Source organism: Kribbella sp. NPDC004875, assembly GCF_042873375.1.
Taxonomy (GTDB): Bacteria; Actinomycetota; Actinomycetes; order Propionibacteriales; family Kribbellaceae; genus Kribbella.
Genome location: NZ_JBIALI010000002.1, coordinates 148,219 through 161,396 on the forward strand (window position 1 = coordinate 148,219; position 13,178 = coordinate 161,396).

9 protein-coding genes are annotated in these 13,178 nt (G+C 69.8%); 4 read left to right on the forward strand and 5 right to left on the reverse strand.

The window, feature by feature from the left end; genetic code table 11:
• Positions 1-1,673: 1,673 nt before the first annotated feature.
• Positions 1,674-1,880, forward strand: a complete 207-nt coding sequence (locus tag ACFYRH_RS11870) for a hypothetical protein (RefSeq protein ID WP_387772178.1) — start codon at positions 1,674-1,676, stop codon at positions 1,878-1,880.
• A 145-nt stretch (positions 1,881-2,025) separates the two neighbouring features.
• Here ACFYRH_RS11870 and ACFYRH_RS11875 read toward each other — a convergent pair whose 3' ends face one another.
• The 4 genes from ACFYRH_RS11875 to lpdA form a co-directional block, all read right to left on the reverse strand.
• The gene (locus ACFYRH_RS11875) at positions 2,026-3,936 is read right to left on the reverse strand and encodes a DUF222 domain-containing protein (RefSeq protein ID WP_387772180.1); all 1,911 of its coding nucleotides are present in this window, start codon (positions 3,934-3,936) and stop codon (positions 2,026-2,028) included.
• Positions 3,937-3,990: 54 nt separating this feature from the next.
• Positions 3,991-4,878 carry a TIGR01777 family oxidoreductase gene (locus ACFYRH_RS11880; protein ID WP_387772183.1) on the reverse strand — a complete coding sequence of 296 codons (888 nt, stop codon included), beginning with the start codon at positions 4,876-4,878 and terminating at the stop codon, positions 3,991-3,993.
• A 139-nt stretch (positions 4,879-5,017) separates the two neighbouring features.
• The gene (sucB, locus tag ACFYRH_RS11885) at positions 5,018-6,922 is read right to left on the reverse strand and encodes a 2-oxoglutarate dehydrogenase, E2 component, dihydrolipoamide succinyltransferase (RefSeq protein ID WP_387772186.1); all 1,905 of its coding nucleotides are present in this window, start codon (positions 6,920-6,922) and stop codon (positions 5,018-5,020) included.
• A 129-nt stretch (positions 6,923-7,051) separates the two neighbouring features.
• Positions 7,052-8,431, reverse strand: a complete 1,380-nt coding sequence (lpdA, locus tag ACFYRH_RS11890; RefSeq protein ID WP_387772190.1) for a dihydrolipoyl dehydrogenase — start codon at positions 8,429-8,431, stop codon at positions 7,052-7,054.
• A gap of 185 nt (positions 8,432-8,616) precedes the next feature.
• On the opposite strand from lpdA, the gene ACFYRH_RS11895 reads away from it, so the two are divergent.
• On the forward strand, positions 8,617-8,928 hold the full coding sequence (locus tag ACFYRH_RS11895; RefSeq protein WP_387772193.1) for a hypothetical protein: 312 nt from the start codon (positions 8,617-8,619) through the stop codon (positions 8,926-8,928).
• A gap of 32 nt (positions 8,929-8,960) precedes the next feature.
• On the opposite strand, the gene ACFYRH_RS11900 is transcribed toward ACFYRH_RS11895, so the two are convergent.
• The gene (locus ACFYRH_RS11900) at positions 8,961-10,463 is read right to left on the reverse strand and encodes a leucyl aminopeptidase (protein ID WP_387772196.1); all 1,503 of its coding nucleotides are present in this window, start codon (positions 10,461-10,463) and stop codon (positions 8,961-8,963) included.
• A gap of 98 nt (positions 10,464-10,561) precedes the next feature.
• Between ACFYRH_RS11900 and gcvT the strand changes: the two genes are divergently transcribed.
• Together gcvT and ACFYRH_RS11910 are read left to right on the forward strand one after the other, a co-directional pair.
• A complete protein-coding gene (gene gcvT, locus ACFYRH_RS11905; RefSeq protein ID WP_387772199.1) occupies positions 10,562-11,662 on the forward strand; it encodes a glycine cleavage system aminomethyltransferase GcvT in 1,101 nt (366 codons plus the stop codon).
• A 493-nt stretch (positions 11,663-12,155) separates the two neighbouring features.
• Positions 12,156-13,163 carry an ABC transporter permease gene (locus ACFYRH_RS11910; protein WP_387772202.1) on the forward strand — a complete coding sequence of 336 codons (1,008 nt, stop codon included), beginning with the start codon at positions 12,156-12,158 and terminating at the stop codon, positions 13,161-13,163.
• The last annotated feature ends 15 nt before the right edge of the window (positions 13,164-13,178 follow it).

The following is a 13,178-nucleotide window of genomic DNA, read 5'->3' on the forward strand; positions in this document are numbered from 1 at the left end:
CCACTGAGTCTTCTGCGGTCACCGCTCGGCCGTCCCAGCCGAACCCCAGCCCATCCGACACTCACCCGGCGTGGCGGCCGTTCAACGCCGGCGCGGTCGCAGACCGCACCGCGCCGTCGTCGTCCACCACTGAGTCTTCTGCGGTCACCGCTCGGCCGTCCCAGCCGAACCCCAGCCCATCCGACACTCACCCGGCGTGGCGGCCGTTCAACGCCGGCGCGGCCGCAGACCGCACTGCACCCTCGTCCAGCACCGCGTTCTCTCCCGTCACGGCTCGGCCGTCCCAGGCCACCCCCGGGCCTCCCATCGCGCGTGTCACACCGCCTGCGGACAGCCCGGCGACCCCCGCAGACTCTTCTGTCGTGTCCACAGACGGTCCTGTGGCTCCCGGAAACGGGTCCGTCGGATCCGCCGCGCGCTCGACGGCCCCCACGACGCACGCGACGCCGTCCAGCAACGCTTCGGCCCCGCCAGTCCCTCGTCTCTCCCGTGCCGCGGACCCAGGTACATCTCGCCCACCCGGCGCAGATGGCGCCGACCCGGGCACCCACCCGGCGGCCCGCACTGAATCATCCCCGAACGCTCACTCGGCCTCCGGCACTGAACCGGCCCCCAGCACTCACCCGACCCTCGGAAGTCACGCGGCCCCCATCACCCACGAGGCCAACGGCACCTACGAGGCCAACGGCACCTACGAGGCCAACGGCACCCATCCGGGCTCCAGTTGTCGATCGGCGACGTCGCAGGTCGGGTCCGACGAGCCGGCCGCGACACCTCACGGCGCGCCCCGAGCGCCAGCAGCGGCATCTCACGTCGTACCCGAAACCCCGTTCGCGACGCCGTATGTCCCCCCGATAGCCGCTTCGTCGCCTTGGACAGACGACTCGGATGACGAGGACCCGATTGCACTGGCGCGGTCGCCACTCGCGTCGCCACCACCAAAGCCACCCAGTTCAACGCCCACTCAGCTGGCGCGACCCCATGCCTCCGCCCCAATCGCCAAGGGGGGTTCGAAGCGCACCCGCCCCTGGCGCCGCAGCCAGACCCGCCGAGCCCGCGTAATCCGCTTCCTTCGCCCCCTCCCACGCCCCAACTCCGGCCCCCTCGTGGCCGCCGCCCTGGGCGCAGTCATCGTGCTCACCCTCGGCGCAGCCCTCGTCCGAACCCTCGACGCCCAGGCCCCAATCTCAGCCCAAGCTGAACCGACGTCCCGTGACTCGACGAGCGCCCAACCAACCAGCCCTCAAACAACGACGCCCGCGCAGTCAACGGCGCCCGCGCAGTCAACGGCGCCCGCGCAACCGACGGCGCCCGCGCAACCAACGACTTCGACGCAGCCGACGACCTCCGCGCAGCCAACCGGCGGGCGACTGACCACGCCTGGGCCGCCGAGCACCTCGGCACAACCGACCACATCGCAACCCAGGCCGTCGCGGTCACAGCCTCGGTCATCTACATCCCGTCAGCGGATTCAGCCCACAGTTGCAACGGCCGATCCGGTCATCTGGGCCCAAACCTTGCAAGCCCTAGACGCCCAACGAGCGCAGGCGTTCTGGACCCTCGACCTCGCTGTCCTTGACCGCGTCTACCTCCCCGGCAGCTCACCCTGGCGCGCCGACCGGGATCTGCTCGCCGCATACCGCCGGCAACACGTCCGAGTCCGAGGTCTTCAGATGAAGATCGACAGCACGACCATCGCTCGCCGCACCCCAACCAGCATCACCCTGAAGACCATCGACCACCTCACTGCCGGCCAAGCAGTCGACCGCACCGGCGCGGAGACCCCGCTCCCACCAGGCACGCCAACCGCACGGTTCATCACCTTGACCACAAGCCCAACAAGCCAGACCTGGCGCATCAGCACCATCACCCGCGCCTGAACCCCCACCCACCCGCGCCGCCGATCCACACCACGCTGCCGAGTCTCGGCGACGGCTCGGCGGTGGCTGTGAGCTCAGACCGGGTGGCTTGGAACGGGTGGCTCAGAATGGCTGGCTCAGAACGGGGGGGCTTGGAACGGGGGGCTCAGAACGGTGGTGGATCGGCTGCTGCTTGGCCACGTGGGTTCGGCGGAATGGGCGACGGCTGCGTCGGACTCATGGCGTGCTGGTGTTCGGACCGTGGATTCGGTGGGTGGGCACCAGCGGTGGGCATGTGGGTTGGGGTTGTGGGGCCTTGGGCGGGTGGGACTGTGGTGTAGCGGTGGCCGGTGGGGGAGGTGAGGGTTACGGAGCCGTCGGGGGTGGTTGTGGTGGTCCACTTCCAGGCCGGGTTGTCTTTGATGACGTGGTGGTATTCGCAGTAGGGGACCAGGCCGGCGAGGGTTGTTTGGCCGGATTGGGCGAAGGGGGTGGCGTGGTCGCGGTCGCATTCGCGGGAGGTGCGATTGCAGCCGGGCCAGGCGCAGACGGGGTGGCGGGCGAGGAGGGTTTCGGTGACGAGGGTGCCGGGGTCGTGGCGGGTCGTGGCGGCTTCGAGGACGGTGCCGTTGGTGGGGTCCGTGAGGAGTCGGCGCCAGGTGCCGTCGGTGGCGATTCGGCGGGCCATTTCGGCCGGGATGGGGCCGTAGCCGGTTAGCTCGCAGGGGTTGTCGTCCATGCCGAGCAGGGTGGTGATGGGGGTGAGGACCTCGATGTGTGGGCGTCGGCGGTGGCGGTCGGGGAGTCGACGGCCGAGCCAGTCGAGTCCGTTGTGCAGCATGTGGGCGAACAGGTCGGTGATGACGTCCGCGCGTCGTTGTTCTGCGGTGCGTCGGTCGCGATGCCGGTCGCGGTCGGGGTGACCTGATCCCGTGCCGGGCTGGTCGTCGAAAGCGGCGTGGTGGTCGGTGGTGGCGTGGTGGTCGGTGGTGGCGGGGTGCTCGCTCGGGGACGGGGCGTTGGGTGGGCCGGCGGTTGGGCGGTCCGCAGACGGAGTGGTGGTGGTGCGGTCGGTGGAAGGAGTGGGGCGGGCCGAGGCGGAAGTGGGTGTAGGTGCTGAAGTGGGTGTGGGGGCTCCGGAGTTGGCGCTGCGTTTGGCTAGGGCGGAGATGGCTTGGATGACGACCCACATTTGCTGGATCTTGTCGGCGGTGTGGACTACCCAGAGGCCGGCCATGCCGTCGGGGAGGGGGACGATCTTGCAGGTGCGTTCGGTGACGGCGGCGCGGTGGCGGTCTGCGGCGTTGTGGGCGGTGTGTTTGGCGACCTGGCGGCGTAAGGATTCGCGGAGGTTCCGGTGGGTTTGTCCGGGGGCGCGGCGGAGGACGTGGGACTCGACGGCTTGGGCGGCGGTGGCCGGGAGGGGGAGCGTCGCCTCGGAGATTGCGAGCGCCTTTGACCAGGTCAGGGCGCCGCAGCGCAGGGCGGTGTGGGTGGCGGAGAGGGTGCCTGTGAGGTGCAGGGCGGTGTCGATGTGGCGGGCGGCAGTTTGATGCGACAGTTTGAGGGCGGCGGCGATCTCGGCGGTCCAGGAGCGTTCTGGGTCGAGTGGGCGGCCGGAGGCGTCGAGGCCGTTCGGGCGCGGTAGATCGCGGGCCTGGGCCTTGCGCTGACGCCAGAAGGAGGCCATCGCGGCAGTTTTGATCGAGGCCGCCCAGGCTTCCATGCGCGTGGCGGCTTTCATGAGTTCGATCAGGGCGACCGGGGACTCGCATTGGGGGCGCACCGGTTCCAACGCGGCGGCTAGGTCGGCGCCTGGTGGGAGGGATACCCACGGTGGTGCCGTACGGCGGAGCATCTCGCGCTCGGCCTCGTCCTGGTCCACGGCGGCCCACATCTCCCAGTCGAGCTCGTCGACGCGCGACATGGGCGGCAGGTCGTCGTACAAGTCCTCCTCGGCGAGGTAGCGCGGAGGGGTTGGGTCGTCGGGCCAGTACAGGTCCTCCGGGGGAACGGCCGCGCCCCAGGGCGGAGCGTGCCCGGTGAGAGGTCCTGGGTTGGTCGCGACTGCCGTCATGAACTAATATTAGAACACGTGTTCGATCGACCCAAATCGGGGGTCGACCAGGATCTAGGACAAGGCGGCGGAGATGGCTGCGGTGACCGTGGGGTGGTGGAAGGTGAAGCCATTGGACTGCAGACGGGTTGGCAGCGCGCGCTTGCTGCCGAGGAGCTCCCATGCGAACTCACCGAGTGCGGCCTTCATCAGGGACGCCGGCACCGGCACGAACGCGGGCCGGTGCAACGCCATCGACAGCGCCTCGGTGAACTCGAGGTTCGTCGCGGGCGTCGGCAGCGCGACATTGACCGGGCCGCTGACCCCATCGTTCTCGGCCACGAAACGAACGGACCGGATCCAGTCCGTCAGCGACACCACCGGGAAGTACTGACGACCCGAACCGAGACGCCCACCAAGACCCATACGGAAGGGGAGGGAGAGCAGTTGGAACGCCGGAGCCTTGTTGTCGAGTACGACGCCGGTGCGCAGCGCGGCCACTCGGCTGCCGGCCGCCTGGGCGGGTTCGAGCGCGCCCTCCCACAGGCGGACCACGTCCGCGAGGAAACCGTCTCCGAGTTCGGAATCCTCGGTCAGGATGCGATCGCCCAGATCCGTCCCGTACCCGCCGACGCCGCTCTGCGTGATCAGCACCGGCCGCCGGTCGAGTTGCTTGACCACCTCGGCGAGCGTCGCGGTGGTGGCGACGCGGCTCTCCCGGATCGTCAGGCGGTACGTCGGTGTCCACGGGCGCCCGATGTTCGCGCCGGCCAGGTTCACGAGGACGTCGGGATCGCCGAGCGCGCCGGCGTCGAGTTCACCGCGCGACGGGTCCCAGCGCAGCTCCTCCGGCGTACCGGGAGCCCGCCGTACCAACCGGAGGACTTGGTGGCCATTGGCAACCAAGTCGCGAGCGAGGGCCTTCCCGAGGAGGCCGGAGGCGCCGGCCAGCACGTATTTCATCCCGCTCTGCTCCTTGTCGGGTTCGTGGTACTGCGTGACGCGGGCGGCGTCGGGTGGTGGCGAAAACAAAAGCGCCGGTGCCTGTCTCCGGGGAGACGGGCACCGGCGCCTGCGTTCGAACGGATCAGTCGTGGAACTGTCAGACGTCGAACTGGGCCTCTTCGAGGCGCTGCTTGACCGCGGTCAGGTAGCGAGCCGCGTCGGCGCCGTCGACCAGGCGGTGGTCGTAGGTCAGTGCCAGGTACACCATCTGCCGGATGGCGATCGTCTCGCCGAGTTCCGGGTGGGTGATCACGACCGGGCGCTTCACCACGGCACCGGTCCCGAGCATGCCGACCTGCGGCTGGTTCAGGATCGGGGTGTCGAACAGCGCGCCCCGGCTGCCGGTGTTGGTGATGGTGAACGTGCCGCCCGCCATCTCGTCCGGCAGCACCTTGTTGTTGCGGGTGCGCTCGGCGAGGTCGGCGATCTTCTTCGCCAGGCCGGCGATGTTCAGGTCGCCGGCGTTGTGCACGACCGGAACCATCAGGCCGCGCTCCACGTCCACCGCGATGCCGAGGTGCTCGGCGGCATGGTACGTGATCTCGCCCTTCTCCTCGTCGATCGAGGCGTTGAGCTTCGGGTACTGCTTCAGCGCGTCCACCGCGGCGAGCGCGAAGAACGGCAGGAAGGACAGCTTGACGCCCTCGCGGGCCTCGAACTCGGCCTTCTTCTTGTTCCGCAGCTTCGCGATCTCGGTGACGTCGACCTCGACCACGGTGGTCAGCTGGGCCGACACCTTGAGCGAGTTGACCATGTGGGCCGCGATCGCCTTGCGGATCCGGCTCATCTTCTCGGTGGTACCGCGCAGCGGGCTGATCGCCGGGGCCTTCGCGGCCGGAGCGGCGGCAGCGGCCGGAGCCGCGGCGGCCGGGGCTGCGGCGGCGGCCTTCTTGGCCTCGGCGGCGGCGATCACGTCCTGCTTGCGGATGCGGCCGCCGACACCGGTGCCCTCGACCGAGTTCAGGTCAACCTGGTGCTCGGCGGCGAGCTTGCGGACCAGCGGCGTCACGTAGCTCGGGCCGTCGGTCGCGGCGCCGTTCGGGGAGGCTGCGGGTGCGGCGGCCGGCGCCGGAGCGGCCTGCGGGGCAGGTGCGGCGGCGGGGGCAGCAGCCGGGGCAGGAGCAGCGGCCGGGGCAGGAGCAGGAGCAGGAGCAGCGGCCGGGGCCGGAGCGGGAGCGGCCTGCGGGGCCGGAGCAGCCGCGGGAGCAGGAGCAGTTGCGGGAGCAGGGGCAGCCGCCGGAGCAGGAGCCTCAGCAGCCGGGGCCGCAGCAGGAGCCGGGGCCGATTCAGCCGGGGCGGCCGGAGCGGATGCCCCAGCCGGAGCAGCATCGCCGGAGCCTACGACGGCCAGCTCGGCGCCGACCTCTACGGTTTCGTCCTCCGCGACCTTGATCTCCAGCAGCTTGCCGGCGACCGGCGACGGGATCTCGGTGTCGACCTTGTCGGTGGAGACCTCGAGGAGCGGCTCGTCGACCGCTACGTCGTCGCCGACCTGCTTCAGCCAGCGGGTGACGGTGCCCTCGGTAACGCTCTCACCGAGCGCGGGCAGCGTGACCGACGTACCAGACGCGGCGGAAGCAGCAGCCGGAGCAGCGGCAGGCTCAGCAGCAGGAGCCGGCTCAGCAGCGGCAGGCTCAGGAGCGGCCTGCGCCGCCGGGGCAGCGGCAGGCTCAGCGGCAGGGGCCGGAGCGGACTCGGCGGGAGCCTCAGCAGGCGCCGGCTCGGCGGCGGGCTCGGCCGGTGCGGCGGGGGCCGAACCCTCGCCGGCGTCGCCGATGACGGCCAGTTCGGCGCCGACCTCGACGGTCTCGTCCTCGGCGGCCTTGATCTCGAGCAGGGTTCCGGCCACCGGTGAGGGGATCTCGGTGTCGACCTTGTCGGTCGAGACCTCCAGCAGGGGCTCGTCGACGGCAACCGTGTCGCCGACCTGCTTGAGCCAGCGGGTGACGGTTCCTTCGGTGACGCTCTCCCCGAGGGCCGGCAGGGATACAGAGGTCGGCATGACGGTCGTTGCTCCTTCGTCTGATCGGTCGAGTGTCAGCCTACGGTGCCGCCGGAGCGAGCGGGATCCGGGTCACGGACGGCCCGCACGCTCCCAGCAGCTCAAACCTACTCAAAGGTTCCAGCAGGCTCAGTCATGGAAGTGCAAAGGTTTCCCGGCGAGTGCCAGATGAGCCTCGCCGAGGGCTTCGTTCTGGGTCGGGTGCGCGTGCACGAGCGGCGCGACGTCGGCCGGGTACGCCTCCCAGTTGTAGATCAGCTGGGCCTCGCCGATCAGCTCGCCGACACGCGAGCCGACCATGTGCAGACCCACCACGGCGCCGTCGCGGGCTCGGACCAGCTTCACGAAGCCGGACGTCTTCAGGATCTGCGACTTGCCGTTCCCGCCGAGGTTGTAGTTGAGGATCTCGACGTCGCCGTACTTGTCGCGGGCCTGGTCCTCGGTCAGTCCGACCGACGCGACCTCCGGCTCGGAGTACGTGACGCGCGGGATCCCGGCCTCGTCGATCGGTGCCGGCGACAGCCCCGCGAGGTGCTCGGCGACGAAGATGCCCTGCTGGAACCCGCGGTGCGCGAGCTGCAGCCCCGGCACGATGTCGCCGACCGCGTAGACGCCCGGCACGCTGGTCTGCAGCGTCGCGTCGACGGTCACGAACCCGCGGTCGAGCGCGACGCCGACCTCTTCGTACCCGAGGCCCGTGGTGTTCGGTCCGCGGCCGACGGCGACCAGCAGTACTTCGGCCTCGATCACCTCACCGCCCGCGACGTGCACGCGGACGCCGTTGTCGACGACCTCCACCGATTCGAACGGCGTACCCGTCTTGAAGGCGATCTTCCGCTTCCGGAACGCCCGCTCGAGCGTCTTCGAACAATCCGCGTCCTCGGCCGGGACCAGTCGCGGCAAGGCCTCGACGATCGTGACGCGGGTGCCGAACGAGGTCCACGCGGAGGCGAACTCGACCCCGATCACGCCGCCGCCGAGGATCACCGCGGACTCGGGGACCCGGTCCAGCGTCAGCGCGTGCTCGCTCGCGATCACCCGGTGCCCGTCGAGCTCGAGACCGGGGAGCGAACGCGAGTAGGAGCCGGAGGCAAGAATGACGTTCCGGCCGGTGTACGTCGTGTCGCCCACCTGCACGGTGTTCGGGGAGGTCAGCCGCCCCTCGCCCTCGACGACGGTGATGCCGCGGGCCTTGAGTTGGCCCTGGAGACCCTTGAACAGCCGGTCGACGACGCCGTCCTTGTACTTGTTCACCCCGCCCATGTCGACGCCCTCGAGCGTCGTCCGGACACCGAACTGCTCACCCTCACGGGCGGAGTCCGCGACCTCGGCCGCGTGCAGCAGCGCCTTGGTCGGGATGCACCCACGGTGCAGACAGGTCCCGCCGACCTTGTCCTTCTCGACCAGCGCGACGGACAGTCCGAGCGTGGCGGCGCGTAGTCCGGCGGCGTATCCGCCGCTGCCGCCGCCGAGGATCACCAGGTCGTACGTCGTACCACTGTCAGTCACAGGTTCCTCCGTGGGTCTGGTCCGAGGCTGACGGTCCCGGATCGCGGGGCCGGCCCGGCGTCATCCTTTCACCGATCGCACCCAGAACCACCGTCGGGCCGGTCGCAACGCGCCCACCGGAACCCACCGCAACCGTTATCCAGGATTCCGGGACCCGACTTGCACACATAGAGGACACTTACGTCATGAAGTGGTTCGGTCGCCGGCAGAAGGCCGGAACGATGCGCCGGGCGGACACCCCGGACCAGGCGCACCTGCGGGACTTCGCCCAGACGCGGCAGGGCGTGGAGGGTTTCGTCGAGCCGCGGACGGCGGTCACCGACTACACCTTGCTGCTGGTCGCGATCGACGGTGAGTGGACCCGCCGCCGCGTCCCATCGGTGAAGTGGGCGCACGACTTCGCGAACCGGCTCGGCATCCCGTCGTACGACGCCGCCGTGGTCGGGTACCCGCCACGGATGCGCGAGTACAACGCCCGCATGAAGAGGAAAGGGTGAGCCCGGCCCGGGCTCACCCTCCCCTGGGACCGTCAGCTCGCTGAGGCAGCGAGTTCCACGAGGGTGCGAACGGCGTACCCGGTGCCGCCGGTCGGGGTGTAGCCGGCGGCGCCGCCGTCGTTGAAGGCCGGGCCGGCCACGTCCAGGTGCACCCACTCGATGCCGTCAGCAACGAAGTCGCCGAGGAACGCGGCCGCGGCCAGCGCGCCGCCCCAGGCCTCGCCGGTGATGTTCGCGAGGTCCGCGACCTTGGAGTGCGACTTCAGCTTGTCGAGCATCTCGGACGGGATCGGCAGCGGCCACATCGACTCGCCGGCCGCGATCGCCGCGTCCACGACCCGGTCGCGCGCGGTGTCGGTGTTGCCGAACGCGCCGGCCACCTTGGTGCCCAGGGCAACGACGCAGGCGCCGGTCAGCGTGGCCACGTCGACGATCAGGTCGGGCTGGTCCTCGGACGCCCGGACCAGCGCGTCGCCGAGCACCAGCCGGCCCTCGGCGTCGGTGTTCAGCACCTCGACGGTCTTGCCGCCGTACATGGTCAGGACGTCGGACGGGCGGGCCGCCGAACCGGACGGCATGTTCTCGGCCATCGCCGCGTACGTCGTCACCTGGACCGGGAGACCGAGCCGCGCGATGGCGAGCGTCGCGCCGATCACCGCGGCGGCGCCGGCCATGTCGGACTTCATGCTGACCATGCCGGTCGACGTCTTCAGCGAAAGGCCGCCGGAGTCGAACGTGATGCCCTTGCCGACGAACGCCAGGTGCGTCACCGGCTTCTTCGGCGTGTAGGTCAGCCGGACCAGCCGCGGCGGGTTCGTCGAGCCCTGGCCGACGCCGAGAATGCCGCCGTACCCACCCTTGGCGAGCGCCTTCTCGTCGAGCACCTCGACCTTGACGCCGTACTCCTTGCCGAGCTTGACCGCGTCGGCCGCGAACTCGGCCGGGTGCAGGTCCGACGGCGGGGTGTTCACCCAGTCGCGCACCTGGGCGATGGACTCGGCGGTCACCTGGGCGCGCTCGAGCGCGGCCTTGGCGTCCTTGTTCCGGGCCAGGTCGGTCAGCACCGTCACGTTGCCGGGCGCGTCGGCGGCGTCACCGGACTTGTACGCCGTGAACGCGTACCGCCCGAGCAGCGCGCCTTCGGCGATCGCGCGGACGCACTCGGCGTCGGGCGTCGGCAGGGCGAACGCGACGGACTGGCCGATCTTGACCGCCCGCGCGCCGGTTCCGGCCGCGATCCGCAGGTCCTCGGTCTTCAGTTCACCGTCGGGGGCCGCTCCGAGGCCGACCGCGATCAGCGTCGCCGACTTGCCCGGCTTGCTCAAAGTCGGCCCGGGCACCTTCGTCACCTCTCCGGCCTTGCCGGTGGCGCCGAGGCCGGACAGCACCTCCACCAGCTTCCCGCCGTACGCGGCGTTCAGCGACTCGGTGCCGGCCGGCAGAGCGACGCCGCCGCCGAGTTTGACCACGCCGATGACCACGGCGTCGGTCTTGACGCCGGCGGCATCTGACTTGCTCAGGGTGATGGTGGTCACGAAATCCTCAGTCCTCCTTGACCGGCGAGGCAGGCGGCCGGTCGTCACGGTACGTGCAAGCTGCTCCCGCATGCTACGCGTCAGGTAGTTTCCCCTCCATGACCGCGTCGAACGAGTTGAAGAAGTCCCCGTTGCACGAGCGCCATGTCGCGCTCGGTGCCAAGTTCGCCGAGTTCGGCGGCTGGCAGATGCCCCTGGAGTACGCCGGGGTCGTGGCGGAGCACACCGCGGTCCGGACCTCGGTCGGCGTCTTCGACGTGAGCCACCTCGGCAAGGCGACGGTCAAGGGCCCGGGCGCCGCGGCGTACGTGAACGCTTGCCTGACCAACGATCTCGGCAAGATCACCCCCGGGCAGGCGCAGTACACGCTGTGCTGCAACGAGCGCGGGGGAGTGGTCGACGACCTGATCGCGTACCTGCACGCCGACGACGACGTGTTCCTCATCCCGAACGCGGCCAACACCGCCGAGGTGGTCCGGCTGCTGCAGGCGAGTGCGCCGGAGGGCGTCGAGGTCACCAACGTCCACGACGACTACGCGATCCTCGCGGTGCAGGGCGCCAAGAGCGACGAGGTGGTGGCGGCGATCGGTCTGCCGACCGGCCACGACTACATGTCCTTCGACGTCGCCGACTTCCGCGGTACGCCGGTTGTGGTGTGCCGGACCGGTTACACGGGCGAGCGCGGGTACGAGCTCGTCGTACCGAACGCTGCCGCGGTGGCCGTGTTCGACGCGCTGCTGGACGCCGGTGCGCGGTACGACATCGCTCCCGCCGGTCTGGGTGCTCGGGACACGCTGCGGACCGAGATGGGGTACCCGCTGCACGGCCAGGACATCTCTGCGGACATCACTCCGGTGCAGGCGCGGTCCGGGTGGGCCGTCGGGTGGAAGAAGGAGCACTTCTGGGGTGACGAGGCGCTGCGTGCCGAGAAGGAGCGCGGACCGGCCCGGATCCTCCGCGGCCTGCTCGCAGCCGGGCGGGGTATCCCGCGGCCGCACATGTCGGTGCTGGACCAGGCCGGCACGGCGCTGGGCGAGGTCACGTCCGGGACGTTCTCCCCGACGCTGAAGAAGGGCATAGCACTGGCGCTGCTGGACGCGGCGGTAAAGGAGGGCGACGAGGTAACGGTCGACATCCGCGGCCGTCAGGAAAGCTTCAACGTCGTCAAGCCGCCCTTCGTCACCGTGCACGTCCGCTAGAAGCCGCAACTAATGCAATCGGGATCACATCGGTGCTCCCGGCAATTGACGCCGTACCCCTTCGCGGTTCGTTTTCCGGCTTCTGCGGCCGGCAGACGAACCGCGTACTCATGTCCGCGCCGGTGGGCGAATGCTACGAAGCGTCACGATCACGCCAGTGGCACCATTCGTCACTATTCGTCACATACTGGCACAAATTGGCCACTGACGAGCCTGTGCCGACGCGCTTCGCGAAGGATTGACTGCGAACGGTGACGAAACGGGGCAAATGTTCCGTTCCAGTACCCGTTCCGGTAACGATTTGTGCACTGCTGCCGAGCACCGCTGGTTTGGTGTCACAGTGTCAGGCAGGCTAGCGCGCGGTTAGGGGGAAGCGCCCTGTCAAGGGGATTTGACGCAAGCCCAACCAGAGAACAAAGATCCGGCACGCTATCCACCGATGGGTGCCGGATCAACGGACCGAAATCCGGCCGACTGAGCTGACGGAGTGCGAATGAGTATTGGGTCGCCCGACTCGACCGTAGGGGTCGAAGAACACCCGGCGTCGGCAGAGCCGGCCCGTACCGCGGCCACTCCGCACGGGAAGTCCCCGAGCCGGATCGCCTTCGACCGGCTCCGCAAGGACCGGGTCGCGGTGATCTGCGCGACGATCGTGCTGTTCTTCATCCTGATCGCGGTGTTCGCGCCGCTGCTGGCCAAGCTCGAGGGCCAGGACATCGGCACCTTCCACACCGACCTCGTGGACGAGTACGGCTACCCGACGATCGGCGCGAACGCGCAGCACTGGTTCGGGGTCGAGCCGAAGACCGGCCGGGACAACTTCGCCCGCTGGGTGTACGGCGCCCGCCCGTCGCTGATCATCGCGTTCCTGGCCACCGTCGTCGGGACCGTGGTCGGCGTCGTGATGGGCCTGCTGGCCGGCTTCCTCGGCGGCTGGACCGACCGGGTGATCTCCTGGCTGATCGACTTCGTGCTGAGCCTGCCGTACCTGCTGTTCGCGATCGCGCTGGTGCCGATCGTCGAGTCGATGCGCGGCGGTTCGTTCAACCTGGGGCCCGAGCAGCAGGCGGACATCCGGTTCTACGTACTGATCTTCGTCCTCTCGTTCTTCGGCTGGGCCGGCCTGGCCCGGATCATCCGCGGCGAGGTGCTCTCGCTGCGGGAACGCGAGTTCGTGCTCGCCGCCAAAGCGATCGGCGTACCCACCCGGCAGGTGCTCTTCAAGGAGCTGCTGCCGAACCTGGTGGCCCCGATCGTCATCTCGGCCTCGCTGTCACTGCCGGCGTACGTGACCGCGGAGGCCGGTCTGTCCTTCCTCGGTGTCGGACTCGTCGAACCGAAGCCCTCGTGGGGGCAGACGATCGCGGTCGCCACCAACTGGTTCAAGGCCGACCCGATGTACCTCTGGCTGCCCGTCATCGGGATCACCGCTCTGGTGCTCGCGCTGGCGCTGCTCGGAGACGCCATCCGGGACGCCTTCGACCCCAAGACTCGCCGGTAGTTCGGCGATTGCCCC